At 70.4% G+C, this 26,767-nt stretch carries 28 protein-coding genes; 14 read left to right on the forward strand and 14 right to left on the reverse strand.

Annotated features, from left to right (window positions below; genetic code table 11):
* Positions 1 to 27 precede the first annotated feature (27 nt).
* Together AC3ANN_RS00495 and AC3ANN_RS00500 are read left to right on the forward strand one after the other, a co-directional pair.
* Positions 28 to 903 (forward strand): PaaX family transcriptional regulator, encoded by an 876-nt coding sequence (locus AC3ANN_RS00495; RefSeq protein WP_488339053.1) that lies wholly within the window; start codon positions 28 to 30, stop codon positions 901 to 903.
* Between the two features lie 167 nt (positions 904 to 1,070).
* Entirely contained in the window at positions 1,071 to 3,158 is a 2,088-nt protein-coding gene (locus AC3ANN_RS00500; protein ID WP_488339054.1) for a DUF6351 family protein, read from the forward strand.
* Positions 3,159 to 3,275: 117 nt separating this feature from the next.
* On the opposite strand, the gene AC3ANN_RS00505 is transcribed toward AC3ANN_RS00500, so the two are convergent.
* Entirely contained in the window at positions 3,276 to 3,797 is a 522-nt protein-coding gene (locus AC3ANN_RS00505) for a DnaJ family domain-containing protein (RefSeq protein ID WP_488339055.1), read from the reverse strand.
* Between the two features lie 61 nt (positions 3,798 to 3,858).
* On the opposite strand from AC3ANN_RS00505, the gene AC3ANN_RS00510 reads away from it, so the two are divergent.
* The 3 genes from AC3ANN_RS00510 (at position 3,859) to AC3ANN_RS00520 (ending at position 5,072) form a co-directional block, all read left to right on the forward strand.
* A complete protein-coding gene (locus tag AC3ANN_RS00510) occupies positions 3,859 to 4,458 on the forward strand; it encodes a TetR/AcrR family transcriptional regulator (protein ID WP_488339056.1) in 600 nt (199 codons plus the stop codon).
* A 32-nt stretch (positions 4,459 to 4,490) separates the two neighbouring features.
* A complete protein-coding gene (locus tag AC3ANN_RS00515; protein ID WP_488339057.1) occupies positions 4,491 to 4,760 on the forward strand; it encodes a hypothetical protein in 270 nt (89 codons plus the stop codon).
* Between the two features lie 84 nt (positions 4,761 to 4,844).
* Complete coding sequence (locus AC3ANN_RS00520; RefSeq protein ID WP_488339058.1) at positions 4,845 to 5,072, forward strand: hypothetical protein; 228 nt, start codon at positions 4,845 to 4,847, stop codon at positions 5,070 to 5,072.
* A 19-nt stretch (positions 5,073 to 5,091) separates the two neighbouring features.
* Here the strand turns inward: AC3ANN_RS00520 and AC3ANN_RS00525 are convergent, their stop codons facing one another.
* The 5 genes from AC3ANN_RS00525 to AC3ANN_RS00545 form a co-directional block, all read right to left on the reverse strand.
* A complete protein-coding gene (locus AC3ANN_RS00525; protein WP_488339059.1) occupies positions 5,092 to 5,676 on the reverse strand; it encodes a hypothetical protein in 585 nt (194 codons plus the stop codon).
* Between the two features lie 113 nt (positions 5,677 to 5,789).
* Positions 5,790 to 6,371: a PadR family transcriptional regulator gene (locus AC3ANN_RS00530; RefSeq protein ID WP_488339060.1), complete on the reverse strand. Its 582-nt coding sequence runs from the start codon at positions 6,369 to 6,371 to the stop codon at positions 5,790 to 5,792.
* A gap of 221 nt (positions 6,372 to 6,592) precedes the next feature.
* A complete protein-coding gene (gene ligM / locus AC3ANN_RS00535) occupies positions 6,593 to 8,005 on the reverse strand; it encodes a vanillate/3-O-methylgallate O-demethylase (RefSeq protein WP_488339061.1) in 1,413 nt (470 codons plus the stop codon).
* 66 nt (positions 8,006 to 8,071) lie between these two features.
* A complete protein-coding gene (gene purU, locus AC3ANN_RS00540; protein ID WP_488339062.1) occupies positions 8,072 to 8,947 on the reverse strand; it encodes a formyltetrahydrofolate deformylase in 876 nt (291 codons plus the stop codon).
* Entirely contained in the window at positions 8,944 to 9,828 is an 885-nt protein-coding gene (locus tag AC3ANN_RS00545; protein WP_488339063.1) for a methylenetetrahydrofolate reductase, read from the reverse strand. The genes purU and AC3ANN_RS00545 overlap by 4 nt, the downstream gene beginning before the upstream one ends.
* A gap of 328 nt (positions 9,829 to 10,156) precedes the next feature.
* Here AC3ANN_RS00545 and AC3ANN_RS00550 point away from each other — a divergent pair, with 328 nt between their 5' ends.
* From AC3ANN_RS00550 to AC3ANN_RS00570, 5 genes are all read left to right on the forward strand, one after another.
* Positions 10,157 to 11,143, forward strand: a complete 987-nt coding sequence (locus tag AC3ANN_RS00550) for an ABC transporter substrate-binding protein (RefSeq protein WP_488339064.1) — start codon at positions 10,157 to 10,159, stop codon at positions 11,141 to 11,143.
* A 92-nt stretch (positions 11,144 to 11,235) separates the two neighbouring features.
* On the forward strand, positions 11,236 to 12,072 hold the full coding sequence (locus AC3ANN_RS00555) for an ABC transporter permease (protein ID WP_488339065.1): 837 nt from the start codon (positions 11,236 to 11,238) through the stop codon (positions 12,070 to 12,072).
* Positions 12,069 to 12,893: an ABC transporter permease gene (locus AC3ANN_RS00560; RefSeq protein ID WP_488339066.1), complete on the forward strand. Its 825-nt coding sequence runs from the start codon at positions 12,069 to 12,071 to the stop codon at positions 12,891 to 12,893. Before AC3ANN_RS00555 ends, AC3ANN_RS00560 begins: the two co-directional genes overlap by 4 nt.
* A complete protein-coding gene (locus AC3ANN_RS00565) occupies positions 12,886 to 13,713 on the forward strand; it encodes an ABC transporter ATP-binding protein (RefSeq protein WP_488339067.1) in 828 nt (275 codons plus the stop codon). Before AC3ANN_RS00560 ends, AC3ANN_RS00565 begins: the two co-directional genes overlap by 8 nt.
* Positions 13,710 to 14,561, forward strand: a complete 852-nt coding sequence (locus tag AC3ANN_RS00570) for a PaaX family transcriptional regulator (protein ID WP_488339068.1) — start codon at positions 13,710 to 13,712, stop codon at positions 14,559 to 14,561. The genes AC3ANN_RS00565 and AC3ANN_RS00570 overlap by 4 nt, the downstream gene beginning before the upstream one ends.
* A 9-nt stretch (positions 14,562 to 14,570) precedes the next feature.
* Here AC3ANN_RS00570 and AC3ANN_RS00575 read toward each other — a convergent pair whose 3' ends face one another.
* Genes AC3ANN_RS00575 through AC3ANN_RS00595 form a run of 5 tightly spaced genes read right to left on the reverse strand, consistent with a single transcriptional unit; the run spans position 14,571 to position 19,653 of the window.
* A complete protein-coding gene (locus AC3ANN_RS00575) occupies positions 14,571 to 16,088 on the reverse strand; it encodes an acyl-CoA synthetase (protein WP_488339069.1) in 1,518 nt (505 codons plus the stop codon).
* 45 nt (positions 16,089 to 16,133) lie between these two features.
* Positions 16,134 to 16,586, reverse strand: coding sequence for a MaoC family dehydratase (locus AC3ANN_RS00580; RefSeq protein WP_488339070.1), 453 nt, complete (start codon positions 16,584 to 16,586; stop codon positions 16,134 to 16,136).
* A 29-nt stretch (positions 16,587 to 16,615) separates the two neighbouring features.
* Complete coding sequence (locus AC3ANN_RS00585; RefSeq protein ID WP_488339071.1) at positions 16,616 to 17,806, reverse strand: acyl-CoA dehydrogenase family protein; 1,191 nt, start codon at positions 17,804 to 17,806, stop codon at positions 16,616 to 16,618.
* Position 17,807: 1 nt separating this feature from the next.
* Complete coding sequence (locus AC3ANN_RS00590) at positions 17,808 to 18,698, reverse strand: amidohydrolase family protein (protein ID WP_488339072.1); 891 nt, start codon at positions 18,696 to 18,698, stop codon at positions 17,808 to 17,810.
* Positions 18,699 to 18,723: 25 nt separating this feature from the next.
* On the reverse strand, positions 18,724 to 19,653 hold the full coding sequence (locus AC3ANN_RS00595) for an SDR family oxidoreductase (RefSeq protein ID WP_488339073.1): 930 nt from the start codon (positions 19,651 to 19,653) through the stop codon (positions 18,724 to 18,726).
* A gap of 94 nt (positions 19,654 to 19,747) precedes the next feature.
* On the opposite strand from AC3ANN_RS00595, the gene AC3ANN_RS00600 reads away from it, so the two are divergent.
* Positions 19,748 to 20,209 (forward strand): MarR family winged helix-turn-helix transcriptional regulator, encoded by a 462-nt coding sequence (locus AC3ANN_RS00600; RefSeq protein ID WP_488339074.1) that lies wholly within the window; start codon positions 19,748 to 19,750, stop codon positions 20,207 to 20,209.
* Between the two features lie 461 nt (positions 20,210 to 20,670).
* Here AC3ANN_RS00600 and AC3ANN_RS00605 read toward each other — a convergent pair whose 3' ends face one another.
* The 3 genes from AC3ANN_RS00605 to AC3ANN_RS00615 all read right to left on the reverse strand — a co-directional run bounded on the left by AC3ANN_RS00605 (position 20,671) and on the right by AC3ANN_RS00615 (position 24,290).
* Positions 20,671 to 21,897 carry an MFS transporter gene (locus AC3ANN_RS00605; protein ID WP_488339075.1) on the reverse strand — a complete coding sequence of 409 codons (1,227 nt, stop codon included), beginning with the start codon at positions 21,895 to 21,897 and terminating at the stop codon, positions 20,671 to 20,673.
* 170 nt (positions 21,898 to 22,067) lie between these two features.
* A complete protein-coding gene (locus tag AC3ANN_RS00610; protein WP_488339076.1) occupies positions 22,068 to 23,252 on the reverse strand; it encodes a 4-hydroxybenzoate 3-monooxygenase in 1,185 nt (394 codons plus the stop codon).
* Between the two features lie 285 nt (positions 23,253 to 23,537).
* On the reverse strand, positions 23,538 to 24,290 hold the full coding sequence (locus tag AC3ANN_RS00615) for an IclR family transcriptional regulator (protein WP_488339077.1): 753 nt from the start codon (positions 24,288 to 24,290) through the stop codon (positions 23,538 to 23,540).
* Positions 24,291 to 24,436: 146 nt separating this feature from the next.
* On the opposite strand from AC3ANN_RS00615, the gene AC3ANN_RS00620 reads away from it, so the two are divergent.
* The 3 genes from AC3ANN_RS00620 (at position 24,437) to pcaG (ending at position 26,767) form a co-directional block, all read left to right on the forward strand.
* The gene (locus AC3ANN_RS00620) at positions 24,437 to 25,195 is read left to right on the forward strand and encodes an IclR family transcriptional regulator (RefSeq protein WP_488339078.1); all 759 of its coding nucleotides are present in this window, start codon (positions 24,437 to 24,439) and stop codon (positions 25,193 to 25,195) included.
* A 118-nt stretch (positions 25,196 to 25,313) separates the two neighbouring features.
* The gene (gene pcaH / locus AC3ANN_RS00625; RefSeq protein WP_488339079.1) at positions 25,314 to 26,183 is read left to right on the forward strand and encodes a protocatechuate 3,4-dioxygenase subunit beta; all 870 of its coding nucleotides are present in this window, start codon (positions 25,314 to 25,316) and stop codon (positions 26,181 to 26,183) included.
* Entirely contained in the window at positions 26,183 to 26,767 is a 585-nt protein-coding gene (pcaG, locus tag AC3ANN_RS00630) for a protocatechuate 3,4-dioxygenase subunit alpha (protein WP_488339080.1), read from the forward strand. Before pcaH ends, pcaG begins: the two co-directional genes overlap by 1 nt.

The raw sequence follows: 26,767 nt of genomic DNA on the forward strand, positions 1-26,767 counted from the left end.
GAAGTGCGGAATGCCATGATGTAGCGCATGACCCTCGCCGACGAAGCCCCCAACGGCTTCGGCATCCGTCGCGCGTCGCCGGTGCGACTCGTGCTCACGATCTTCGGCGACTACTGGTGGCACGTCCAGGAGCCGCTGCCCACCGGCGCGCTGGTGGCGGCGCTCACGGATCTCGGGCTCAAGGAGGCGGCCGCGCGCGCCACGCTCACGCGGATGACGCGCAACGGGCTGCTCGACGCTCAGCGCGCCGGCCGTCGCACCACCCACAGGCTCACCGAGCGTGCGATCGCGATCGTCGACGAGGAGGCGCGCTGGCTCGATGACTTCGGGGTCGACGAGCAGCCGTGGGACGGCTTGTGGACGGTGCTCGCCTTCTCGATCCCCGAGTCCCGGCGCGCCACGCGCCACCTTGTGCGCTCGCGGCTGAAGTGGCTGGGGTTCGCGCCGCTGTACGACGGCGTGTGGATCTCGCCGCGGGATCGCGCGGCGGAGGCGATGGCGCAGCTGCGCGAGCTGGACGTCGCCGACGCGACCGTGATGCGCGCACAGCTGGAGACGTCGATCCCGGGCGGCCCGCAGTCGGCGTGGGATCTCGCCGGCGTCGCGGAGCGGTATCGTGCGTTCGCGGCGGAGGTCGCGGCATCCGTCGCCGATGCCGACCCGGCAGACGCCTTCGTCGAACGCACGCGGCTCATGCTCGCGTGGCAGGCCTTCCGCGTGCTCGACACCGGGATCCCGGTCGAGCTCGTGCCGGCGGACTGGCCACGGGCGGCGACGCGGCGCGCGTGGGCGGATCGTTACAACCGACTGGGGCCGGCCGCCGAGCAGCGCATGCGCGGGTTCGTCGCCGAGATCTCCGTCGACCTCGCCGACCTCGTCACCCGGCGCCGGCTCGCGGACTAGCGCGGACGAACGGGCCCAGGCCGTCCGGCTCCGGGGGCCACGGTGCTGCACCGTGATCAATAGTTGATGTTTGATTGACGAGCGTCAGTCATAGTTCTAGTCTTTCGCGTGAGGCGGCGGCAAGGGTGCCGGTGCCGAAGGACGACGGCGTCTATGGAGGTTGCGCGATGAACAGATCCAGAATCGGCCCGCTCGCGATCGGGGTGACCGCCGCTGCCGGCGCACTCGTGGCGGGACTCCTCATGCCCGCCGCCGCGACGGCCGCGCGGCCGGTCCATATCGAGATCCTGTCGGGCAGGGCCGACTCCGTCACCGGCGGCGATGCGTTGGTCTCGGTGGCCGATGCGCGCCGTGACTTCCGCATCGTGGCGGCCGGCGTCGATGTGACCGACTCGTTCTCACCGCTCGGCGGTGCACTCGTGGGGCTGGTCGAGGGGCTGCCGCAGGGGACGAGCGAGATCGCGGTCACCAAGAAGAACGGTCAGGTGCAGGCCGTGCTCGAGGTCGAGAACCACTCCGTCACCGGTCCGGTGTTCTCGGGTCCGCAGCATCCGATGTACTGCACCGCCGACCGGGCCCCCTGGAACCTGGGTGCCGTCGACGACGACTGCCATGTCGCGGCGCCGGCGGTGACGTACCGCTACCGCACGACGTCGGGCCAGTTCGCGAACTACCCGACCGACGGGTCCGTGCCTGCGGACGTCGCGACCGCGACCGTCGAGGGCCAGGCCGTTCCCTACGTCGTCCGCATCGAACGCGGCACGATCAACCGTGCCGTCTACGAGACGGCGGTGCTCCATCAGCCGGGAGCCGCCGACCCCGTACCGACGCGGCCCTCGGCCGGCTGGAACGGCAAGCTCGCCTACACGTTCGGCGGCGCGTGCGGTGTCGGATACTGGCAGGGATCGAGCACGGGAGGGGTCGAGAACGACCTCTTCCTGAGCCGCGGCTACGCCGTGGCGTCGGCGACGTTCAACGTCTACGCGCAGAACTGCAACGACGTGACCAGCGCCGAGACCGCGATGATGGTCAAGGAGCACGTGATCGAGCAGCTCGGCCCCGTCGAGTACACGGTCGGCTCCGGCGGCTCGGCGGGCACGATGCAGCAGCTGCTGCTCGCGAACAACTACCCGGGCATCATCGACGGCGTGCTGGGTGAGATCGGCTACCCGGACGAGCGATCGACGACCATCGGCGGACACGACTGCCGTGGACTGCTCGGCTACTGGAACTCACCTGCCGGCGCCGGATGGACGAACGCCCAGAAGATGGCCGTCACCGGTCATGCGACGCCCAACACGTGCTTCGGGTTCACGTTCTTCGACGGCGTCGACGATCCGAACCGCGGCTGCAACGCGGCCATTCCGATCGCGGACCGCTGGTCGCCGGCGAATCCCGACGGGCTGCGCTGCACGATCGCCGACATGGTCAAGAACGTGTACGGAACGGATGCCGCGGGCCGCGGCCTTCGCGTCGAGCCCGACAACGTCGGGGTGCAGTACGGCTGGAACGCGCTGCAGGAGGGTGCCATCACGGTCGAGCAGTTCATCTCGCTCAACGAGGGCGTCGGTGGCATGGACATCGACGGCAACCGCACCGCCGCCCGCTCCGAGGCGAGCGTCGAGGCGATCGAACGGGCGTATGCGACCGGCCGCATCAACATGATGACGGGCGGCCTGGCATGGACGCCGGTCATCGAGATCCGCAACTACACGGATCCGACGGGCGACTTCCACGAGCGCTACCGCTCGGCGATCATCCGAGAGCGGATGCTGGCCGCACACGGCGACGCCGGCACCCATGTGAGCTGGACCGGGGCGAACATCCCGGCGAACACCGCCGCGATGCGTGCGACAGCGCTCGACCAGCTCGAGGCATGGCTGGATGCGATCGAGGCGGCCGGGGGTCCAGGCGACCGTGACCGCACGATCGCGGCGCGCCCCGCCGACTTGGCCGACGGCTGCTTCGACGCGCAGATGACGTTCATCGAGGAGGTGCTCGACTACGACGACCCGTCGACCGCGTGCAACCAGCTGTATCCGTTCCACTCGCAGCCGCGCGCGGAGGCGGGCATGCCGCTCCTCGCGGATGGGCTGAAGTGCGCGCTGGTTCCTGCCGACCGCACCGACTACCCGTCGATGAGCGATGCGCAGTGGCAGCGGCTGAGGGCGGTGTTCGCCGGCGGCGTGTGCGACTGGTCGCAGCGCCCCCAGGGCTACGAGGAGCTCGAAGGCACCTGGCTCAGCTTCGGCTAGCCTCGGCCGGGCGCACGGAGGGGCAGGTTCTCGCGCTGCGGGGACCTGCCCTTCCGACGGGAGGCCGGATCCGCCGATCGAACCGGATCTCGCGGCGGGTGCCGTCGTCCTTCGTCGTCAGCTTCGACGCTTCCAGCGGCGCGTGCGTGAGGCGACATGTTCGAGATCCGCCCGTCGCTGACGCTCGCGTGCTTCCGCCGCGCGCTCAGCCCGTCGTTCAGCCCATGACCGCACGGTCTGGTCGACGTCTCGCGGCATCGTCACGAGCGGCGGGCCGGCGGAGAGATCGTAGCGCGCGCGGATGACCCGCGAGTTGAACGCCTCGATCTCGCGGCGCACGTCCTTCTCACGAGACAACCCGTCGAGCTCTGCGTCCAGGGCGGCGTCGTCCTTCCGCAGCTGGATGGAGGGAGGGAGCATCACGAGCCCCTCCCTCTTCATGAGGCTTTTCAGCCACCAGTCCGGGTCGTGGCTGTCCGAGAGGTCGAGTGGCTTGCCGCTTCCAGGCAGGTCGTCGAATTCGCCACGCTCGATCGCTCGGCGGATCTGAAGATCGGCGAGCAGCGCGATCGCGACCTCGGAGTCGATGGACACGGCGTACGGATTGAAGAAGGAGGTGGGTTGTCCGGGATCCGTCACACGTCCTCCTCACTTTTATAGGTCATCTGTATTATGTCATCTGTATTGGAAAGGAGGTCGGATGCCGAGACTCGTGGACCACGACAAACGGCGGGAAGAGATCGCCGAGGCGTTATGGCAGGTCGTCGACCAGCAGGGCTGGAGCCGGGCGACCATGCGGGAGGTCGCGCGAGAAGCCGGTGTCTCGCTCGGGCAGCTGCAGCACTACTTCTCGTCGCGCCGGGAGATGCTGACGTTCGCTCTGGAGCTCGCGGCGGAGCGGACGTCCGATCGCGTGGAGCGCGCCATGCTCGCGCTCCCGCAGCCCCCACACCCAGGGGAGGCCTTGCAGATCGCTCTCACGGAGATGCTTCCGCTCCATGCCCATTCCCGCGCGACGAGCCGCCTGCAAGCCGCCTTCGTCCTCGAGGCTCTGCACGACCCGCAACTGCATGGCGAGGCACGGACCGGGTTGCAGGCCGGACGCGAACGGGTCGAGCAGATCATGCGGGGCGCCGTAGCCGACGGCTGGATCTCCCGTGACCGCGACGTGGCGGTGGAGACCGACCTGCTTCTCGCTCTGACGGGCCTCGCACCTCTCCTCGACCTCGGCGTGATCACCCCGGACGCGGCCCGCGCTGCGATCCGGGCGCACCTGGAGCGCCTCTTCTCCAGCGTGTGATCCCGTCGGCGTCGACACGGGATACTGGACGCATGTCGTCATCCGTCGAACGCCAATCCAATCCGACTGCCTGGGCCGCGTTCTGGTTCGCGCTGGCCGGCCTCGTGCTGATGCCCATCCCGCTGTTCATCGGGCTCATCCTGGGCGGCGGTCTGTCCATCGTCGCCGCGGTGCTCGCCGTGATCGCCCTCTTCAAGGGACTCGCGCGCAGCGGCAAGGGCATCGCGCCCGTCGTGTTCGCCGCGATCTTCATCGCGCTCACGTGGGGCGGCATCTCGATCGGCGGCGGCACCATCTGGTAAGGGGCGGCCGAGGCGTTGCCCCACATCCGAGCCTGGCCTCCGTGCGCGGCACGGCAGTCGGGCGGCCGTGATTAGCCTGGAAGCATGGCGAGAAAGATCGGACTCCTGGCTGGCGGCATCGTCCTGATCGGGCTCTTCCTGGCCTGGATGCTTTTCAAGGGTACGGATCCGGTCCAGTCCTGGACCGACGCGAATCAGCTCCTGGGTCTGGTGGCATGGGGAGTCGCGTGGCTCTGCGTGCTCGGCGGCGCCGCTCTCGTCGCCCGCGCGCTCTTCCATCAGCCTCCGGACTCGGTGGCCGACCGCGACTGATGCGGTCCGATCCTCTCGGTCAGCCCTGGCCCGGAGCTCCGTACATCGCCCCGTCGGGGAGGGGCGGGCAGACGGCGGATTCGGTCATGGCTGCGATCTCGGCTCTGACCGCGACGCCATCGGCGGTCCTCTCGATCGTGTAGACGATCCCTTCCTGCGAGTCCGGTGCAGGGATATAGCCGACGATCGCGGAATTGATCGCCGGATCGTCGGGCACGGGCGCAACCGACGTCGTCGTCAGGTCCGCGGTCGGATTCTCCCTCAGCCAATTGGCCGTTCCGGGGACGGTCGCGCCCGGGATCGTCCAGAACGCTTCGAGTTCCTCGACCGGGCCGCACGGCCAGCCCGTGAAGGAGCTGAAGCTCGCGACGCTCACATCGGAGCGGATGGCGCCCGGCGGGAGGGTGGCGGCGTCGAGCCACGCCTCGGCTTGAGCGCGTGCCGCGGCATCCACGCTCGCCGAAGCGGCGGGCTCGGGCGACTCGGAGGGCTCGCTCACCGCACGGGGAGCAACGACCGTGCCGTCACCTGGAGGCGTGGCGCAGGCCGCCAGGGAGAACGCGAGGATCGACAAGCCGACCGCGAAAGCTGTACGAGACCGCATGCTCCCACCGTAGGCCGAACTCGCAGCTCGGTTCACGTTCGCATCGCGATGAGATCGCGCCTCCGGGTGGGGACTTCGTGGCGGGTCGCCACCTCACGTGCGGGTTGACGTACCTAGGCGTGGAGGCGGTCGACGAGATCGAGGCCGCGGCGGGCCCACGCGATCTCGCCCTGGGCCCGCTCGACGAGTCCCTCGTACGCGAAGCGCTTGTACGCGATCGTGCGCTCGCGGTCGGTGTCGGCGGTGACGGCCAGGCGCCGCACCAGCATGGGGTTCGCGACCGCGTCGATGCGCTCGAGCTCGCCTTCCCACTGTGCGAGCTCCCCCTCCCACTGGGCGATGTGCCGCTCGAGGAACTCGCGCGCGGCCTCGGGCGTTGTCGCCTCGAGGTAGGCCGCGCGCAGGTGCGCGGGGTCGCGCACGCGCTGGTACTCCAGGGGAGACGTCATCCATTCGAGGAAGGCGCGGTCTCCGGCATCCGTCACGTGATACATGCGCCGGGTGCCGCGCTCGCCGCGGGGCTGCTCCTCGCCCTCGATGAGGCCGAGATGCTCCATCTTGCGCAGCTCGGGGTAGATCTGCGAGTCGGGCGCGTGCCACACATGCCCGACGGACTGGTGGAACTGCTTCTGCAGGTCGTAGCCCGAGAGCGGTCCGACCCGCAGGATCGCCAGCAGCGCGTAACGCAGACTCATGGATCTCCTCTCCCTGCCCGAGGGTAGCGGTCGGAGCGCCGGCTCCCGCGCCCCGCCCGGGCGCGTTCAGGTGTCACAACACGCCGCAACACCTCGGTGAAGCGGCGTGTCGTGACACCCGAGCTGCGCGGCGCCGACGTTCGAGTGTCACAACACGCCGCAACGCTGCGGGCGAAGCGGCGTGTCGTGACACCCGAACATCAGGGGACGGATGCCGCGGGTCAGGCGGACTGCTGATACCCGGTGCGCCAGCCGCCCTGGTAGGTCTGGCGGGCGACCGTCGAGTACGGCACCGGCGAGACGACGGCGCGCACCTCGAGCTGACGGTGCGGCTCGACCGACGCCTTCGACGTCCCGCCGTCGGGCTCGCCCCACACCACGGTGACCTCCGCGCCCTCGGGCACGTCGGGGGCGACCGTGGCCAGCGACAGCGCGCGCTTCTCGTTGGCGCTGTACCCGGTGAACATCGAGAAGCCGACGACCGTGCCATCGGCATCCGTGACCGCGTCGTAGTTGGCCGAGCCGTAGTTCGCCAGCGGCAGGTCGAAGAACTTGTAGCTGTCATTCTCGGTGTCGAAGAGCGACGCGAAGATCTTCGTGACGTCCTCGGGGTTCCACGCGAGCGTGACCTTGCGGCGCTGCGTGGCCGGGTCGATCTTCTCGAGCGCGTCGCGGCCGATGAAGTCGTGGTCGAACTTCACGAACGAGCCGTAGCCCAGCTCCCACGGGGTGAGGTAATAGTCCGCGATGTCCTGCGAGACGAACGAGCCGGCGAGCGTGCCGGTGGCCTCGTAGCTGTCGATGCCGAGCCACTCGCGGTAGCCGCGCTCGGCCTCTCCCGAGTAGATCGCGGGCAGCGGCGACGGGATCCAGCCCGACTCGAGCGTGTTCGACGGGTACGCGCGCGACCCGACCGGCACGAGGCCGAACTCCTGGCCCGTCTCGACGATGAGGTCGCGCACGCGGTGGTGATCCTCGTACGGTCCCCAGATCTCGAGCCCCGGCGCACCGGCCATGCCGTGACGCAGAGTGCGGACGTTCGCGCCGCCGAGCTGCATGGTCGACATGCTGAAGAACCTCAGCTGCTCGAGCGGTCCGCCGTTGAGCTTCTCGATGACCTGCCACGCCGCCGGCCCCTGGATCTGGAACCGGTAGTAGCGGCGGCTCACGGCGTCGCCGTACGGCCGCGAGGGCGAGCGGCGGTCGATCGTGACGTCGAGGTTCGCGTAACCGCCGGTCTCGCCGTGGTACATCAGCCAGTTCGACGCGGGCGCGCGGCCGACGTAGACGTACTCGTCCTCGGCCTCGTGGAAGAGGATTCCGTCACCGATCACGTGACCCGACGCGGTCGTCGGCACGTACTGCTTCGCGCGGTTTACCGGGAACGTCGCCACCGAGTTGATGGCGGTGTCGGAGATGAGCTTGATCGCGTCAGACCCCTTGAGGAATACGTTGTCCATGTGGTGCGACTGGTCGTAGAGCACGGCGGTGTCGCGCCACGCCTTCTGCTCCTTGATCCAGTTCTGGAAGTCCGCGGGGACGACCGGGTAGATGTACGAGCCGATCTGCGAGTTGCGCAGCATCTCGACCGGGTTCTGCTGGTCGATGAGCTCCTGCAGATTCTTCGCTGCCATGGGAGGGAACCTCTCTGTTCGTGGGTGGGCGGTGATGGTGACGGATGCCGCGGCCCGCGGCATCGGTCAGGTGAAGACGATGGTCTGGTTGCCGTGGCGGATCACGCGATCCTCGGCATGCCACTGCACGGCGCGGGAGAGGACGGCGCGTTCGACGTAGGCGCCGCGGGCCTGGAGGTCGGCGGCGCTCATCGCGTGGGTGACACGGGCGACGTCCTGCTCGATGATCGGGCCCTCGTCGAGGTCTTCGGTGACGTAGTGGCTGGTGGCGCCGATGAGCTTGACGCCTCGCTCCTTGGCCTTGCGGTACGGCGCGGCGCCGATGAAGGCCGGGAGGAACGAGTGGTGGATGTTGATCACCGGCGCCCCGACCTGCTCGAGGAATCCGCTCGAGAGGATCTGCATGTATCTGGCGAGGACGACCATGTCGACGTTGCCGGTGAGCAGCTCGAGGATGCGCGCCTCGGCGCCGCTCTTGTCGGACCCCTGGGAGGGGACGTGGAAGAACGGGATGCCGAAGCTTCGGACGTCCTCGGCCACGCCGGTGTGGTTCGAGATGACCATCGGGATGGTCACCGGCAGCTCGCCGCGGCGATGCCGCCACAGCAGTTCGAGCAGGCAGTGGTCGCTGGTCGAGACGAGGATCGCCATGCGCTTGGGGATCGAGCGGTCGGTGAGGCGCCATTCCAGCCGCAGCGGACCGAGCGTCTGGTCGAGATCGGCCTCGATCTCGGGCAGCGCCGCCTGCAGATCGGCACGGTGGAACACCACGCGCTGGAAGAACTCGCCGCTCTCGGGGTCGTCGGAGTACTGGTCGAGCGTGACGATGTTCCCCTCGTTGCGCGTGATCAGGGCGGTGACCGCCGCCACGATGCCGGGCTGGTCGGGGCCGTGCACGATGAGGCACGCGTGGTCGCGCAGCGCTTCGAGGTGAGCCGTCATCGCAGGGCGCCCGACGACTGTGCGGCGACGAACTCGCGTGCCCACTGCGAGGTGGCCAGCAGTCCGCCGAACGTGTAGAAGTGCAGCTTGACGTCGCCGGTTTCCGCGTCGGTCGCGAGCAGCTCGGCGAGGTCGGTCACGAACCGGTCGGGCCCGGCGGTGCCCATCAGGTTGGTGAGCGAGAAGCCGTACTTCTTCACGATCATCGCGTTCGCGCCCACGCCGAATCGGCGGGCGAAGTTGATGAGCCGCTTGATGCCCGCGGGTCCGGGTGTGCCGACGCGGATCTGCGCGTCGATGCCGCGCTCGCGCACCTGGTCGATCCACGTCATCACCGGATCGGTGTCGAACGAGAACTGCGTGAGGACCACCGCGTCGAGGTCCTGCTGCGCCAGCGAGAGCGCCTTCTCATCGAGGTGGCGCCACAGCACGTCGTCGGCGATGTCGGGGTGGCCCTCGGGGTACCCGGCGATCGACACCTCGCGCGCGCCGTACTTCTTGAGCAGGCCCGAGCGGATCAGGGTCAGCGCGTCCGGGTACGGTCCCGCGGGCTCGGCCGGGTCGCCGCCGACGGCGAACACGTGCTCGGTCGCGCCGACCTCCTGCAGCCTGTCGAGGAACTCCTCGAGCTGCGCCTGCGATTCCAGGCGGCGTGCCGAGATGTGGGGGACGGGCACGAACCCCATGTCTCTCACGGCCTTCGCCGCGGCGACGCGCATCTCGAGGTCTTCGTTGCCCAGGAACGTCACGTTGATCTTGGTGCCGGGCGGGATCGTCTCGCGGGCCTCTTCGAGCCCGGGCACGTCCTTGCCGGTCATCTCGAGCGAGAAGCCGTGCACGAGCGCGGCCGCCTTCGGGGAAGCGGGAGTCGGGTGAGCCACTGTCGAGGTCCTTTCCTCTGCCGGCGCTTCGACGCGCCGGTCCGTCCACGATAACTATGTCCATAGGTAATGGCAATAGGTACGCGATTGCGCGTCCGACCATCTTGGAGGTCGCCGCGCCACCGGCGGCGGTGGGATTCCGTTGGGCGGACGCCGGCGTCTAACCCCGTCGAAGTTCAACGAATTCGTGACGGGCGTCACGAAAGTCTTGACACTGGCGTGGGAGTGGCGCACGATGACTGTGTCCGGCACGCCGAGGTGAGGACGCCCGACTCGCCTCCGACAGAACAGGCCGGCGTTCACCCGCACCGTCACGAGAGGCCCGTCAATGAAGAAGAGTCTTGCCACCCTCGGCGTCCTCGCCGCCGCCGCGCTCGCGCTCAGCGGCTGCACCGACTCCGCCGCCCCGTCGAACACCGCCACCGGCGACGCCGGATCGGAGCCGGGCGAGCTGACGACCGTCCGCGTCGCGGCCCTGCCCATCGCCGAGACCGGCGCACTGTGGGGAGCCATGGAGGAGGGGATCTTCGAGGAGCACGGCCTCGAGATCGAGGTCGTCCCCGCGCAGGGCGGCGCCAATGCCATCCCGGCCCTGCTCAGCGGCGACATCCAGTTCGCCATCGGTCAGCCCTTCGGGCCGATCCGCGCGGATCTCCAGGATCTCGGGGTCGTGATCGTCGGCAACTACGCCAACAGCCTCGCCGAGGGCACCGACGTCAACGCGGTCGTCGCGCTCGGGGACTCCGGCATCACGCGGCCGGCAGACCTCGCCGGCAAGAAGGTGTCGGTCAACACGCTCGGCGCGGCCGGCGACCTGACCATCCGCAAGGCCGTGCAGGACGACGGCGGCGATCCGTCGACGATCGAGTTCGTCGAGGTCGCCTTCCCCGATGTGCCGGCCCAGCTCGAGGCGGGCACCATGGACGCCGCGTGGGCGCCCGACCCGTTCCGGGGCATGATCCTCGGGGGCGGCGGAGTCTCGGTGGTCGCGCCGTATCAGGCGACGATCCCTGGTCTCACCGTGCTCACGAGCATCACGACCCAGGCGCTGCTCGATGAGGACCCCGACCTCGTCGCCTCCTTCTCCGCGGCGATGTCCGAGGCGCTGGAGTGGGCCTCGGGCAACGAGGAGGCCGTGCGGGCCGCGATCGCGACGAACCTCGAGATCCCCGAGGAGGCCGCCGCCGGCATCACGCTGCCGGAGTTCACGTGGGACCTCGGCGACGCCGGCATCGAGGAGCTCGGCGCGCTCGCGGTCGAGTTCGAGTACATCGAGACCGAGCCCGACTACAGCCGGCTGATCCAGCAGCAATAGTCACGGCGTGAGGAGGGCGGATGCCGCGACCTGCGGCATCCGTCCCTCCCCGCCGCTCCGTCCGTCCCTTCCGCCATACGATCGGACCCACTGTGACCGCCACCGCCGACGCCCCGATGATCGTGGCCGCCCCGCCGCCGCGCCGCAGCCGGCACCGCACGCTGCGGAAGGTCGCGCTGGGCCTGGCGGGGATCGTCGGGTTCCTCGTGACCTGGCAGCTGCTGCCGACGCTCGGGATCGTGAACCCGACGTACTTCCCGACCGCGACCGAGACGATCGCGCAGCTGTTCGTCGAGTTCCAGGACCTGGAGTTCTGGCGCAACGTCGGCCGCACGCTGACGTCGTGGGCCATCGGGCTGGTGCTCGCGACGGTCCTCGCGGTCGTGCTCGGCACGATCATCGGCCTCGTGCCGTTCCTGCGGCGGGCCACCCACACGACGGTGGAGTTCCTGCGGCCGATCCCGTCGGTCGCGCTCATCCCGCTCGCGATCCTGATGTTCGGCTATCAGCTGCAGGCGGCGCTCCTCATCATCGTCTACGCGAGCTTCTGGCAGGTGTTCATCCAGGTGCTCTACGGCGTCGCCGACGTGGATGCGGTCGCCCGCGACACGGCTCGCAGCTTCGGCCTGTCGCGTGGCTCGCGCATCGTGAACCTGGTGTTCCCCACTGCACTGCCCTACCTCATGACCGGGCTCCGCCTGGCCGCCACCGTGGCGCTGATCCTCGCGATCACCGCCGAGATGTTCATCGCCGTCCCCGGCCTCGGGCGTGCCATCATGCTCGCGCGAGAGGCGCAGCAGTGGACCACCGTCTTCGCGCTGGTCATCGTCACCGGCGTGCTCGGGCTGCTCGTGAACCTCGGGTTCCGCGCGATCGAGCGCCGCACGCTGTCGTGGCACCAGTCGGTGCGCGGGGAGGAGATCCTGTGACCCTCTACACGAGCACCGTGATCACGCCGCGCCCACGCTCCCGGGCGTGGGCGAAGTTCGGCGAGAACACCGCCTACGCGCTGGGCCTTCCGATCATCCTGCTGGTGATCTGGGGCGTCTGGTCGTCGATCTCGCCCGCTCCCTTCTTCCCCAGCCCGCTCGTGATCGCCGAGGCGTTCGTCGAGACGTGGGTGGGCCCCGCGTTCGTCCAGGACGTGCTTCCGAGCCTCGGGCGACTCGCGATCAGCATCGTGCTGGCCGTCGTCCTCGGCATCGCGGCCGGAACCGTCATCGGCCTGGTCCGCTGGCTGCGAGAGCTGCTCGAGCCGATCTTCGAGTTCTTCCGCGCGGTGCCGCCGCCCGTGCTCATCCCGATCGTCGCGGTGCTCGTCGGCGCCACCGACACGATGAAGATCGTGGTGATGGTGACGGGAGCCGTGTGGCCGGTGCTCCTGAACACGATCGAGGGGGTGCGCGCGACGGACTCGGTCATGACCGAGACCGCGCGGTCGTTCGCGCTGACGCGCGGCGAGAGGCTCCGGTTCCTGGTGCTCCCCGCCGCGAGCCCGCGCATCATGACGGGCGTGCGGCAGTGCCTGTCGATCGCGCTCATCCTCATGGTGATCTCGGAGATGTTCTTCTCCTCGTCGGGTCTGGGCTACCAGATCGTCTTCTTCCAGCGGAACTACCTCATCGCCGAGATGTGGAGCGGCATCGTGCTGCTCGGCCTCATCGGCGTGCTGCTCGCGGTGATCTTCGGATTCGCCGAGCGGCGGGTGCTGCGCTGGTACCACGGAATCAAGGAGGTCGAGCGTGCCTGAGACGCTTCGAACAGCACAGACGCTTCTCGCGGTCGAGCACCTGCGGAAGGTCTACGAGTCCTCGACGGGCAACGTCGAGGCCATCGGCGACATCAGCTTCACGATGGATGCCGGTCAGCTGGTGTGCATCGTCGGGCCGTCCGGCTGCGGCAAGACCACGCTGCTGAAGTGCATCGCGGGCCTCCTCGGGCCCACGTCGGGGTCCGTCGAGCTCCACGGCAGCCGAGTCACGGCGCCGCCGCCGAACATGGCCCTGGTGTTCCAGGAGTACGGGCGCAGCCTCTACCCGTGGCTGACGGTGCGCGGCAACGTCGAGCTTCCGCTCAAGCACAAGAAGCTCTCGCGCGCCGAGCGCGGCCGCCTGATCGACGACGCCCTGACCGCGGTCGGCCTCGAGCACGCCGCCGGCAGCTACCCCTGGCAGCTGTCGGGAGGCATGCAGCAGCGCGTCGCGATCGCGCGGGCGGTCGCGTACCAGCCCGAGGTGCTCATCATGGACGAGCCCTTCGCCGCCGTCGACGCCCAGACCCGCGCCGACCTGGAGGACCTCGTCCGCGCCCTCCACCGCGAACGCGGCATGTCGATCCTGTTCGTCACGCACGACATCGACGAGTCGGTCTACCTCGGCGAACGCGTCATCGTCCTGTCGAAGTCGCCCACGTGGGTGCAGGAGGACCTCGTGATCGACCTCGATCCCGACCGCGACCAGATCACCACGCGCGCCCTGCCGCGCTTCACCGAGCTGCGCACCCACGTGTACGAGCAGATCCAGCGCGCGAAGCGCGGCGAGGCCGTGCGGCCCGGGACGAGCCCGGCGTGAGCACGTCGCTCACCGTGGACGTGCTCGGCGACGGCTCGGGCGAGACCTCGGTCCTCGCGCGCAAGCCGCGGCAGCTGCTGCTCGCGTTCTTCGGCGAGTACGTGTGCGACCGCTACTTCGAGCCGCTGCGCGCCAGCGTCGTGATCGGAGTGCTCGAGGGAGCGGGCGTCGCGGCGTCGGCGGTGCGGACGAACCTCGACCGCATGGTGCACAGCGGCGTGCTCGAACGGCGGCGCCTCGGACGAGAGATCGGGTTCGAGCTCACCGAGCACGGCAGCGAAGTGCTGCGCGAGGCGTCCGGTCGCGTCAACGGCCCCGCCCCCTTCGAGCCCCAGGGCGACGGGTGGACGCTGGTCACCTTCAGCGTGCCCGAGCACCTGCGCGATCTGCGGCACCGCCTGCGCGCGGCGCTGACGTGGGCGGGTTTCGCGCTCCTGCGCGACGGCCTGTGGATCGCCCCCGGCGCAGTCGACCTCGCGGCGGCCCTGGGGGCGATCATCCCCGATCTCCCGCCCGCGGCCGTCAACGCGTTCGCCGCGTCGGAGCTCGACGGGTTCCCGATGGCCGATGTCGTACGCGTCGCCTGGGACGTGGAGCGCATCCGCGGCGCGCATCGCGAGTTCATCGACCACTGGGAGCGGGAGGACGCGGCATCCGATCTCCCGCCGCTCACGGCCCGCACGCTGCTCGTGGCGGACTGGCTCGCGCTGCTGCGCGCCGACCCCCGGCTGCCGCGGCAGTACATGGGCGCGGACTGGCCGGCCGACCGCTCGTTCGAGCTCTTCACGCGGCGTCATCGCGAGTTCGCGTTCCCCGCGGTGCGCGACTTCGCGGCGCTCGTCGGCTGACGCTCAGCCCTAGTCGCTGAAGCGAGCGCGGAGGTCGGCCTTGCGGACCTTCCCGGAGGCGGTGCGGGGCAGCTCCTCCACGACGACCACGTTCTTGGGGAGCTTGTACCGCGCCACCACGCCGTCGAGGCGGGACCGCACCAGCTCGGTGTCGACCTCGGCTCCCTCGCGCAGTGTGACGACCGCCCACGGAACCTCGCCCCACCGCTCATCGGGCACGCCCACGACGGCGACGCCCGAGATGCCCTCGATGTCGGAGATCAGGTTCTCGACCTCGGCCGGGTAGATGTTCTCGCCGCCCGAGATGATCATGTCCTTGAGCCGGTCGGCGATGTAGAGGTAGCCGTCCTCGTCGAGGCGGCCGAGATCGCCGGAGCGGAACCAGCCGTCCTCGGTGAACGACTCGGCGGTCGCCTCGGGCAGGCCGTGGTAGCCGAGGAAGACGTTCGGGCCCGAGATCTCGATCTCGCCGACCGTGCCCGGAGGGACGGGCCGGCCCTGCTCGTCGGTGATGCGCACGTCGGTGAAGAAGTGCGGCAGCCCGACGCTGCCCTGCTTCTCGCGGGTCATCGCAGGCGAGAGCGACGTCGCGCCAGGCGAGGTCTCGGTCATGCCGTACCCCTGCGAGAACGACAGCCCGCGCTCCTCGTACGCGTTGAGGATGCGCGTGGGCACGGCAGAGCCGCCGCACGTGAGCTTGTGCAGCGACGAGAGGTCGGTCGACGCCCAGTCGGGATGGTCGGCCATCATCTGGTACGTCGTCGGCACGCCGCTGAGCATCGTGATGCCGTGCATCTGGATGAGCGCGAGCGCGCGGCCGGGGTCGAATCCCTTTTCGAGCACGAGCGTCGCGCCCTTGAGGATCACCGGCAGGGCGCCCATGCCGAGCGACGCGACGTGGAACAGCGGCGAGATCATGAGCGACACGTCGGTCGAGACGACGTCGTAGTCGACGACGCAGTTCAGCGCGACCCAGGTGAGGTTGCCGTGGCTCAGCACGGCGCCCTTCGGCCGGCCCGTGGTGCCGGAGGTGTAGATGATCGCTGCGGGGTCGTCGAGACCCACCTCGGCCGGGGAGTCATCGGCGGCCGACTCGGCCACCAGCCGGGCGAGCCCCGGATGCTCGGGCAGACCGTCGCCGGTGACGATGACGTGGGCGATCCGGCCGGCCTCGACCCCGGGCATCGCGCGGTCCAGGAACTCCGCGTCGAGGATCAGTGCACGCGCCCCCGAGTCGGTGAGCACGTGCGTCATCTCGGGGGCCGCCAGCCGGGTGTTCACGGGCACGAACACCGCACCGAGCTGCGCGGCTCCGAACATGACCTGCAGGAGCTGCGGGCTGTTCTCGCCGATGTAGGCGACCGCGTCGCCTTTGCCGATGCCGCGATGCCGCAGCACCGCGGCGACGCGGTCCGCGGCATCCGCCAGCTCGCGATACGTCAGCACGTCGTCGCCGAAGATCACGGCGGGCTTGTCGGGGCTGCGCAGGCGCCGCTTGCCCAGCCAGAAGCCGATTCCCTGGTGCATCGTTGCGGTTTCCTCTCCTTCGAGGACGTGAGCGACCCGTCGGGGTCAGGCGTAGAAGCGGTACAGGCCGCGCGCGACGACAGCGGGCTTGTCGGCGCCCTCGATCTCGATCGTCTGGTCGACGGCGAACTGGTAGCCGCCGCGCACCTCGGTGACCTCGGCGATCACCGCGCCGCCGCGCACGCGCGCGCCGACCTTCACGGGCGAGACGAACCGCACCTTGTCGAGGCCGTAGTTCACGCGCGTCGTGACGCCGGTCACGTCGAACAGCTCGGACCAGAACTTCACGGTGAGCGAGAGGCTCAGGAAGCCGTGGGCGATAGGGGCGCCGAAGGGGCCGGATGCCGCACGCTCGGGGTCGACGTGGATCCACTGGTGGTCGTCGGTGGCGTCGGCGAAGAGGTTCACACGGTCCTGCGTGACCTCGAGCCACTCGGTGAAGCCGAGATCGGTGCCGGCGAGCCCGGCGACGTCGGCGTAGTCGACGGTGGTGGTCATGGATGTTCTCCTTGGCTGGGGATCGGGGATCAGGTGAATGCCGAGACGCCGGTGAGGGCGCGGCCGACGATGAGGGCGTTGATCTCGTGCGTGCCCTCGTACGAGTACACGGCTTCGGCGTCGGCGAAGAACCGCGCGGCGTCGTGCGGGAGCAGGATTCCGTTGCCGCCGAGCACCTCGCGGCCGAGCGCGACGGTCTCGCGCGCGAGGCGCGCGGTCTGCATCTTGGCGAGGGCGGAGTTCTCGTCGGCGAACTCGCCCTGATCCTGCCGCGCCGACAGCTGCACGACGAGTGCGAGTGACGCCACGGTGTTGCCGAGCATGCGGGCGAGCTTCTCCTGCACGAGCTGAAAGCCGCCGACGGGGCGGTCGAACTGGTGCCGCTCGCGCACGTACCGCACGGCGGCGTCGAGGGCGCCGGCCTGGAGGCCTGCGGCGATCCAGGCGACGTCCGACCGCATCGCGCGCAGGATGCGGGCCACGTCGCGCCAGCCGTTCACGTTCTGCAGGCGGGACGCCTCGGCCACGCGCACGTCGTGAAGCGTGATGAGCGCGTTCGGCATGGGCCGCAGCGACACCTTGCCGCTGATCGCCTCGACGCGCACGCCGGCGGCCTCCGTCGGCACGAGGAACGCCTTGACCTGCCGGTCGTCCTGGTCGCGGGCGAAGACGACGAGCACGTCGGATGCCGCAGCGCCGCCGATCCACTTCTTGCGGCCGTCGATCACCCAGTGATCGCCCTCGCGTCGCGCGGTGGTCGCGAGGCCGCCGGCGATGTCGGACCCGTGCTCGGGCTCGGTGAGCGCGAAGACGCCTTTCAGCTCGAAGCTGCGAACCCGCGGGTCGAGCTCGGCTGCCTGTGCCGGCGACCCGCCGAGCGCGACTGCGGTGCGGAACAGCCCCGATTGCGCGTTGTACAGCGTGGCCACCGACACGTCGGTGCGCGCGAGCACGTAGTTGCGGAAGCCCGAGAACATGCTCGAACCCGCCTCCGCGGCATCCACTCCCTCCGGCTGCATGAGGTCGAGGGGGATGAGCCCGTCGAGCACCTCCGCCGGCATGGTCGCCGTCTCCCACGCCTCGGCGAGGAGGGGACGGATGCTGCGATCCAGCGTCTGCTGCAGACGCTCGAGCGCGGCTCGCGCCGAGGGGCTCAGCCGCGCGGACGCGATCGCGTACGGGTCGAACCCGAACGTCGCATCCGCCTCGAGCGCGGGCATGTCAGCCCCCGAGTCCCAGCAGACGTGCGGCGTTGTCCTTGAGGATGCCGGGCATGACCTCGGGCTTGAACGAGCCGGCGGCGTCGGCATCCCGCATCCATCGGTCCGGCGTGAGCAGCGGGAAGTCCGAGCCGAAGAGCACCCGGCCCTTGAGGTACGAGTTCGCCGCGCGCACGAGCGACTCCGGGAAGTACTTGGGGCTCCACCCCGACAGGTCGATCCAGGTGTTGTGCTTGTGCGTCGCGACAGCCAGCGCCTCGTCCTGCCACGGCACCGACGGGTGGGCCATGACGATCTGCAGCTCGGGGAAGCGCGCGGCCACCGGGTCGAGCAGAATCGGGTTCGAAAGGCCCAGCAGCAGGCCGCGCCCTCCGGGAAGGCCTGCGCCGATGCCGGTCTGGCCGGTGTGGAACAGCGCGACCACGCCGGCATCCTGCAGCAGCTCGTACAGCGGGAAGTGCGCCTCGTCCGACGGGTCGAACCCCTGCACGGTGGGGTGGAACTTGAAGCCGCGCACGCCGTGCTCGGCGATCAGCGCGCGGGCGAGCTCGACCGCCTCGGCGCCCCGGTTCGGGTCCACCGACCCGAAGGGGATGAGCACGTCGTTGTTGCGTGCGGCGCCTTCCGCGATTTCGGCGCTCGAGAGCGCCGGGTGGCGCAGGTGGGTGTGCGCGTCGACGGTGAACACCACAGCGGCCATGCGGCGCTCGCGGTAGTGGTCGGCGATCGAGTCGAGGTCGGGACGCGGACCGTCGGCGCTGAAGTACCTCGACGCGGCCTCGGCGAGGTCGTGCGGCAGCGACGCATGACCGTGGCCGTCGACCTCGATGTGCACGTGCACGTCGATCGCCGTGATGGCGTCGAGATCGATCGCGGGTTCGTAGCGGGTCATCGGCGATTCGTCTCGCTTCGCTCGCTCAACGACCGGCTGCGGGGCGCTGGAGCTCCTCGGGCAGGGGCGGGAAGGTCTCGCCCACGGACTGCAGCTCGCCGACGGCATCCGCGAAGCCGTGCTGCAGCGCGTCGTAGGTCCAGCCGCCCTCGCGGTACGCCGACGCGACGGGCTCGGGGTGCGACCACAGCTGCAGGCGGTCGCCGCCGATGCCGATGGCCTGCCCGGTGACGGATGCCGCGGCATCCGACGCCAGATAGGCGATGAGCCCCGCGACGTCGTCCGACGTGCCGAACCCGAGGTCGTGACGGAAGAAGGCGGGCATCGGCTCGCCCTTGGCATCGGCCTCGACGGCGGCGGCGAAGTACGGAACGGTCGCGGTCATGGCGGTCGCGGCGACCGGGATCACGGCGTTCGCGGTGATCCCGGCCTTCTTCAGCTCGAGCGCCCACGTGCGCACCATGCCGACGATGCCGGCCTTGGCGGCGGCGTAGTTGGTCTGGCCGAAGTTGCCGCGCTGCCCGGTCGGCGAGCCGATGCAGATGATGCGGCCGGGCGTGCTCGTCTCGCGCATGTGGGTCGCGGCCTCGCGCACGCACGTGAAGGTGCCGCGCAGGTGCACGTCGATCACGGTGTCGAAGTCGTCGTCGCTCATCTTCCACAGCACCGTGTCGCGCAGCACGCCGGCGTTGGTGACGAGGATGTCGAGCCGCCCGAACGTGTCGACCGCTGTCTGCACCAGCTGCCTCGCCGTCTCGGTGGGGCCGACCGGAGCCACGACGGCGACCGCCCTGCCGCCGGCGGACTCGATGCTCGCGACGGCGTCGGCCGCGGTGGCTTCGTCCACGTCGTTGATCACCACGGCAGCGCCCTGCCGGGCGAGCTCCTGAGCGTACGCGAGACCCAGGCCCCGGCCCGACCCGGTGACGATGGCGACTTTGCCTTGCAGTGACATGCGTGACTCCTTCGTTGCTGAGTCCATTACACGACCAAACCATTGACAATGTCAATCGTTCCGTTCATCCACGAACTCGGCTACCATCAGACCCATGCCGAAGCCCGCCGCTGCATCCGACACGGGCCTGCGCCGGTCGGTGCTCACGGACGACCTCAGCTTCCTGCTGGCACGGGCGAACGCCATCGCGCTCGCCGCCGGCAACAGCGCGCTGGGCGATCACGGACTCAAGGCCCGCTCGTATTCGGTGCTGACGCTCGCCGCGGGCGAGGCGCGGCCGTCGCAGCGCGAGCTCGCCGAGTTCCTGCGGCTCGATCCGAGCCAGGTCGTGAGCCTCGTCGACGACCTGCAGTCCCGCGGACTCGTCGAGCGCCGGCCCGACCCCGCAGACCGGCGTGCGAACGTCGTCGTGGCCACTGATGCGGGACGAGCGCTCGCCGAGTCGGCGCGGGAGTCGGCGCGCGCCGCCGAGGAGCGTGTGCACGCCGAGCTCTCGGATGCCGAGAGGGAGACGCTCACGGCGCTGCTGCGGCGGCTCGCGTTCCCCTCCGAGTGACCGCTGCCCGGGGCTCGGCGCTCGGGTGTCGCTCGGGGGCGGCGCTCGGGTGTCACGACACGCGGGGTGCGTGTGTCGATTCCGCGTGTTGCGCCACCTGAGGGGGCGGGCCGGCGTGGGGTCGGCGCGGCGTGGGCTTGGGAGCGGCGCTCAGGTGTCACGACACGCGGGGTGCGTGTGTCGATTCCGCGTGTTGCGCCACCTGAGGGGGCGGGCCGGCGTGGGGTCGGCGTAGCGCGGGATCTGGGGCGCCGCTCGGGTGTCGCGACACGCGGGGTGCGTGCGTGGATACCGCGTGTTGCGCCACCTGAGTGGGCGCGCCGGCGTGGGGTCGGCGTGGTGCGGGCTCGGGGGCGGCGCTCGGGTGTCACGACACGCGGGGTGCGTGTGTCGATTCCGCGTGTTGCGCCACCTGAGGGGGCGGGGCGACGGTGCGAGAGCCGCGGCATCCGGTGACCGCGTCAGCGGCGGTCGAGCACGTAGCGGTTGCGGCCCGCGAAGACGCCGACCACGGTGAGGGCGGCGAGCACGGCCAGCACGAGCGCGAGGGAGGCGACCCACCCGCCCGAGAGGCTGTGCAGCGCGCCGAACGCGACCGGACCGAGCGCGGCGATGACGTAGCCGACCGATTGCGACATGCCCGACAGCGCCGTCGACGTGTCGTGGTCGCGGGCGCGCTGCGCCATGAGCGTGAGCGACATCGCGAGGGTCGCGCCGCCAGTGAGACCGATGAGCGAGCCCCACACGATCACGGCGGCCGGAGCCGCCATCAGCCCCGCGACGCCGACGATCGCGAGCGACGGGATGAGGGCAGGCGCCCACCGCTCGAGGCCGCCGCGGAGGATCAGCGGCAGCAGCATGCACCCCGCCAGTGAGAACAGCTGGTAGACCATGACGTCGATGCCCGCGACGACCTCCGAACGGCCCACCGACATCGACAGCGGCGCGAGCCAGGTCACGAACATGTAGAACATCGAGGCCTGCAGCCCCATGTACACCGCGACGAGCCATGCGACGGGGTCCGACCAGATGCCGGTGCGGCCGCGCGCGGCGGCGGAGCGGACGTGGGCGTGCTCGGCGCCCCGATGCGCCCACCACCAGCCCGCGACGGCGAAGGGGAGGAGCGCGGCGCCGGTGACCAGGAGCGCCGTCCGCCACCCCGCCGGCTCGCCGCCGACGTCGAGGTGCGAGATCGGCACGGCGACGCCCGACGAGACGGCGCCGAACCCGGCGAGCAGGGCCGTGTAGATCGCGGTGACGGCCGGGACGCGGCCCGGGAACTCGCGCTTGACCACGGCGGGCATGAGCACGTTGATGATCGCGATGCCGATGCCGATGATCGCGGTGCCGATCCACAGGCTCACGACCGGGCCGGGAAGAGACCGCACCAGAGTGCCGGCGAAGAGCACGAACAGCGACCACAGCAGCACCCGCGGCTGCCCGAAGCGGCGGCTGAGGTCGTGGGCGAGCGGTGAGAACACCGCCCACGCCACGAGCGGCACGGCGGCCAGGACGCCCAGGGCGGGCACCGACATGCCGGTGTCGGCCCCGATCTGATCGAGCAGCGGGCCGAGGTCGGTGATCGCGGGCCGCATGTTCGCCGCGACCAGGCACACGGCCACGAGCAGCATCGCCCCCGACGCGGTGCGCGACGGCTGAGGCGGGGCGGTCGGCGGCGTTGGGCCCATGGGCACCGGACTATAGCCGAGGCCCGCGCCGAGGCATCCGTTCACTCCCGGTCAGCGGGTGGATCGCGGTCCTCCCGCGAGGCTCACGCGCGCACGCTTCGACGTGGCATCGCCGTGCATCCAAGGCATGTGAACCCACGGCAGCGGCCGCTGCGCGGCGTGCGGGGCGGTCAGGCGAGACCTTCGAGCGGCCAGCCCGTGTACGCCTCTGCGAGGAAGCGGCGGCCGGCCTCGGACTCGACCACCGAGCGCAGCTCGCCGAGCTGCCGCAGCCGGTCGAAGTCCGACGCGTCGGGCGCGACGTGGAGCATGCTCGTCATCCACCACGAGAAGTGCTGCGCCTTCCAGATGCGGTGCAGCGCCGTCTCGGGGAACGCCTCGATGAGCCGCCCATCGTTCTCGAGCAGCAGGGCGCGCAGCGCGCGCTCGAGCACCATGACGTCGGCGACCGCGAGGTTCATGCCCTTCGCGCCCGTCGGCGGCACCGTGTGCGCGGCATCGCCGATGAGGGCGGCGCGTCCGTGCAGCAGCTCGTGCGCGACGAAGCTGCGGAACCGCAGCACGTCGCGCTGGAAGATCCGGCCCTCCTTCAGCGTCGTGCCGGGCACGCGGGCCTGGAGCGCCTGCCACAGCTGCTCTTCGGTGAGGGCGTCGGGATCGGCATCCGGGTCGCACTGGAAGTACATGCGCTGCACCGTGGCGCTGCGCTGGCTGATGAGGGCGAAGCCGTCGGGGGAGTTGCTGTAGATGAGCTCGTCGGCGCTCGGCGGCGCCTCGCAGAGGATCCCGAACCAGGCGAACGGGTACTCGCGGAAATAGCCGCCCGTCGACGAGCCGGTCACGGCCTCGCGCACGACGCTGCGCGAGCCGTCCGCGCCCACGACGAACTCGGCCTCGATGACGAGGGGCGCCCCCTCCGCGTCGGTCGCGATGACACGGGGGCGATCGGATGCCGCGTCCTCGACGCGCTGCGCCGTGACGCCGAATCGCAGATCCTGGCCCTTGTCGAGGCGGACCGCGATGAGGTCCTTGAGCACCTCGTGCTGCGGATACAGCCACACGCCGCGCCCGACGAGATCGGCGAAGTCGATGCGATGCCCGGCGCCGGCGAAGCGCAGCTCGATGCCGTCGTGGCGGTTGCCGACCGTGCGGACGCGGCTCGACGCGCCCGTCGAGTCCAGGACTTCGACGGTGCCTTGCTCGAGGATGCCGGCCCGGATCGTCGTCTCGATCTCTTCGCGCGATCGCTGGTCGATCACGATGGACTCGATGCCGGCGATGCCGAGCAGGTGCGACAGCAGCAGGCCGGCCGGGCCGGCGCCGACGATCGCGACGCGGGTGCGGATCGTGGTCATGGCGTCTCCTTCGACGGTCGATGACGGATGCTGCGCACCAGTGTGCCGCGGGCATCTCGAGGCGGGACGAGATTCCCGTTGATCGGGCATCGTCGCGACGGACGCTCGCGCATCGGCCGAGCGTCACTGTGCGCACAACTCAGGCAGAACCTGCCGGATGCCGCGCGAACCGGGCCTCGACGACGCCGCCGCCTGAGTTACGCGCACCCAGACCGCGATGCGCGCCCCGACCACGCCGCCGCCTGAGTTGCGCGCACCCAGACCGCGATGCGCGCCGCGAGGGGGTCAGCGACGGTCCGAGCGCAGCGCCGCCTCGATCGCCGCGGCCGCGTCGCGCAGCGCGGCGATCGACGGCTCGGTCGGGGTCTCGCGGGGCAGCACCACCGACAGCGCCGCGACGACCTCGCCCCGGTCGCGGATCGGCACCGCGACGCCCGTCGAAACCGCCTCGACCGATCCCGGCGCCACCACCACCCCGCTGCGACGGACTTCGGCGAGGATGCGGCGCAGGCGTGCGGCATCCGTCACCGTCTCGGGAGCGAGGGCGCGCAGCGGACTGGCGAGGACGCGCTCGCGAACGGGCGGCGGGGCGTGCGCGAGCAGCACCAGGCCCGACGACGACGCGTGCAGGGGCAGGCGGCCGGCGATGCGGGTGATGTTCGCTCCCGCGTCGGGGTGGGACAGCCGCTCGAGGAAGAGCGCCTCGTCCTGCTCGAGCACCGCGAGCTGCGTGTGCTCGCGGATGCGGGCCTGCACGGCCTCCATGTGCGGGAGCGCGGCCTGCCGCAGCCGCAGAGCGGTGGACCCGCGCAGCGCGAGCTCCCACAGGTGCATGCCGAGGTGCACGCGGCGGTCCTCGTCGCGTTCGAGCAGGCCGGCCGCGACGAGCTCGTCGACGATGCGGTGAGCCGTCGTCGACGGCAGGCCGGCGCGGCGGCCGATCTCGGCGGTCGTCTGCACCGACCGCTCCGCCGTGAACGTCTCGAGCACGCGCACGATGCGCGCGGTCATCGAGTCGCCGGAGGGCGAGTTGGCCATGCGCCCACTGTCTCACGGGCGCGGTGCGCGCAACTCCTCAGAACCGGCGACGGCGTGGCTCGGAACGCCGCGATCCGGGTGGGCCGCGGCCGGTTCTCAGGAGTTCGGAACGGACAGGACGGGTAGCCTCGCACCAGGGAGGCGCCATGACCGACGGCGAGGGCATGCTCGGGCGCATGCTGCGCGTGCTCGGCTGCTTCACCGACGACGAGCCGGCCATCACGGCCGCGGAGCTGGGGGAGCGCACGGGGCTCGCGTCGTCGACGCTGCACCGGCTTCTGGCGGGACTCGTCGCCGAGGGGCTGCTCACCCGCGGACCCGGCCGCACGTACGCGATCGGTCCGCGACTGTGGGAGCTCGGCGAGCTCTCGCCGCTGTCGCTGCGGCTGCGCGAGACGGCGCTGCCGCACATGGTGCGGCTGTACGAGGCGACCGGCGAGAACGTGCACCTCGCCGTGCTCGACGGCGCGACTCCCGAGACGACGACCGCGCTGTACGTGGGGCGCCTGACCGGCCGTCAGTCGATCCCGACCCTGAGCCGCATGGGCGGACGAGGACCCCTGCACACCACGGGCGTCGGCAAGGCGCTGCTCGCCACGCGGGACGAGCCGTGGCTCGAGCGGTACTTCCGCGTGCCGCTGGAGCGAGAGACCGTCCACTCGATCACCACCGAGGCGGCGCTGCGCGCCGACATCGCCCGCGCACGCGCGCTCGGCTACGCGACGACGCGGGAGGAGATGACCCTCGGCAACGTGTCGGTCGCGGTGGCGCTTCCGAGGGTCGAGGGACTGCCGCCGACGGCGCTCGGCATCGTCGTGCACCTCGAGCGCGCCGACGAGCGCCGCCTGGCGCCCTTGGTGATGCAGGCCGCCAAGGACCTCCACCACGATCTGCGGGACACCTGAGCGGTCGACGGATGCTGTGGCTACCGGCATCCGTCATTCCCACTGAGTGGGAATCCGCCGTGCCGCGGCGGCGACCCGGTGCGACGCTGGGACGACCCGAGTCGTCGAAGGAGACCTCATGACCGCAGCGCAGGCCGACCCCCGTGGCGAGGAGGCGTTCTCGTCGTCGGTGGTGCTCGAGCAGACGGCAGCTGCTCCGGAGTCGCTGCTGGCATCGCCCGATCAGCTCACGCAGGCTGAGATCACCCAGGAGATCGTCGACTACCACGCCGCCGCCGCGCGACGCGAGGCCGCCGGCGAGAAGCTGAACATCAGCCTCCACGACTTCCCGCCGTACCGGTCGAGCCTCCTGCGCCACCCCACCAAGAACCCCCGGCTCGTCGACCCCGAGACGATCGAGCTGTGGTCGCCGGCGTTCGGCCAGCGTGATGTCGCCGCGATCGAGGCCGACCTCACGCTGCAGCACACCGGCGAGCCGCAGGGCGAGCGGATCACGGTCGAGGGCCGCGTGCTCGACTCGTGGGGGCGTCCCGTCGCGAACCAGCTGGTCGAGATCTGGCAGGCCAACGCCGCGGGCCGCTACATCCACCAACGGGATCAGCATCCCGCACCGCTCGACCCGAACTTCACCGGCGCGGGCCGCATCGTGACTGACGACGACGGGTTCTACAAGTTCACGACGATCAAGCCCGGCGCGTACCCGTGGAAGAACCACGTCAACGCGTGGCGCCCCGCCCACATCCACTTCTCGATCTTCGGCTCGGGGTTCACGCAGCGCCTCGTGACGCAGATGTACTTCCCGGGCGATCCGCTGTTCCCGCTCGACCCCATCTACAACACGATCTGGCGTCAGAAGGACCGCGACCGCCTCATCGGGATCTACGACCACGACCTGTCGGTGCCGGAGTTCTCGATGGGCTATCGCTTCGACATCGTCGTCGACGGCCCCGACGCGAGCTGGTTCGAGCCCGAGGAGGGAGAGCACTGATGCCCGGTTCGACCCGCACCAAGCGTGACCTGGGGCCGAAGACGCACGAGCCCACCGGCGGCCAGACCGTCGGGCCGTTCTTCGCGTTCGGCCTGGACTACCCGAAGAAGCACGAGGTGGTCTTCCCGCACAGTCCCGGTGCCATCGTGCTCGGCGGGACGGTGTACGACGGCGCCGGCGCGCCCATCCCCGACGCGGTCATCGAGATCTGGAGCGCCGACGAGAACGGCGAGGTCCCCCGCGCACACGGCGCGTTCCGCCGCGACGACCACTCGTTCACCGGCTTCGGTCGCGCCGCCACGACCGATGTCGGCCGCTACGAGTTCTGGACGCGCAACCCCGGCCCCGTCGACGGTCGTGCACCGTTCTTCTCGGTGATCGTGTTCGCTCGAGGTCTGCCCGACAAGCTCGTGACGCGCATCTACCTGCCCGAGCACGAGGAGCTCCGGGCATCCGACCCGCTGCTGTCCTCGCTCGAGCCCGACGAGCGCGCTACGCTCATCGCGACGCGCCTGCCGGACGGACATCTGCACCACGACATCCACCTGCAGGGCGAGAAGGAGACCGTGTTCCTTGCCTTCTGA

The sequence above is a fragment of the Microbacterium sp. STRO-2N genome, assembly GCF_057747775.1.

Coding starts and splice junctions, on each gene's coding strand:
- AC3ANN_RS00495 (WP_488339053.1), top strand. CDS start 28: ATGACCCTCGCCGACGAAGCCCCCAACGGCTTCGGCATCCGTCGCGCG.
- AC3ANN_RS00500 (WP_488339054.1), top strand. CDS start 1,071: ATGAACAGATCCAGAATCGGCCCGCTCGCGATCGGGGTGACCGCCGCT.
- AC3ANN_RS00510 (WP_488339056.1), top strand. CDS start 3,859: ATGCCGAGACTCGTGGACCACGACAAACGGCGGGAAGAGATCGCCGAG.
- AC3ANN_RS00515 (WP_488339057.1), top strand. CDS start 4,491: ATGTCGTCATCCGTCGAACGCCAATCCAATCCGACTGCCTGGGCCGCG.
- AC3ANN_RS00520 (WP_488339058.1), top strand. CDS start 4,845: ATGGCGAGAAAGATCGGACTCCTGGCTGGCGGCATCGTCCTGATCGGG.
- AC3ANN_RS00525 (WP_488339059.1), bottom strand. CDS start 5,676: ATGCGGTCTCGTACAGCTTTCGCGGTCGGCTTGTCGATCCTCGCGTTC.
- AC3ANN_RS00530 (WP_488339060.1), bottom strand. CDS start 6,371: ATGAGTCTGCGTTACGCGCTGCTGGCGATCCTGCGGGTCGGACCGCTC.
- ligM (WP_488339061.1), bottom strand. CDS start 8,005: ATGGCAGCGAAGAATCTGCAGGAGCTCATCGACCAGCAGAACCCGGTC.
- purU (WP_488339062.1), bottom strand. CDS start 8,947: ATGACGGCTCACCTCGAAGCGCTGCGCGACCACGCGTGCCTCATCGTG.
- AC3ANN_RS00550 (WP_488339064.1), top strand. CDS start 10,157: ATGAAGAAGAGTCTTGCCACCCTCGGCGTCCTCGCCGCCGCCGCGCTC.
- AC3ANN_RS00575 (WP_488339069.1), bottom strand. CDS start 16,088: ATGCACCAGGGAATCGGCTTCTGGCTGGGCAAGCGGCGCCTGCGCAGC.
- AC3ANN_RS00580 (WP_488339070.1), bottom strand. CDS start 16,586: ATGACCACCACCGTCGACTACGCCGACGTCGCCGGGCTCGCCGGCACC.
- AC3ANN_RS00585 (WP_488339071.1), bottom strand. CDS start 17,806: ATGCCCGCGCTCGAGGCGGATGCGACGTTCGGGTTCGACCCGTACGCG.
- AC3ANN_RS00590 (WP_488339072.1), bottom strand. CDS start 18,698: ATGACCCGCTACGAACCCGCGATCGATCTCGACGCCATCACGGCGATC.
- AC3ANN_RS00595 (WP_488339073.1), bottom strand. CDS start 19,653: ATGTCACTGCAAGGCAAAGTCGCCATCGTCACCGGGTCGGGCCGGGGC.
- AC3ANN_RS00600 (WP_488339074.1), top strand. CDS start 19,748: ATGCCGAAGCCCGCCGCTGCATCCGACACGGGCCTGCGCCGGTCGGTG.
- AC3ANN_RS00605 (WP_488339075.1), bottom strand. CDS start 21,897: ATGGGCCCAACGCCGCCGACCGCCCCGCCTCAGCCGTCGCGCACCGCG.
- AC3ANN_RS00610 (WP_488339076.1), bottom strand. CDS start 23,252: ATGACCACGATCCGCACCCGCGTCGCGATCGTCGGCGCCGGCCCGGCC.
- AC3ANN_RS00615 (WP_488339077.1), bottom strand. CDS start 24,290: ATGGCCAACTCGCCCTCCGGCGACTCGATGACCGCGCGCATCGTGCGC.
- AC3ANN_RS00620 (WP_488339078.1), top strand. CDS start 24,437: ATGACCGACGGCGAGGGCATGCTCGGGCGCATGCTGCGCGTGCTCGGC.
- pcaH (WP_488339079.1), top strand. CDS start 25,314: ATGACCGCAGCGCAGGCCGACCCCCGTGGCGAGGAGGCGTTCTCGTCG.
- pcaG (WP_488339080.1), top strand. CDS start 26,183: ATGCCCGGTTCGACCCGCACCAAGCGTGACCTGGGGCCGAAGACGCAC.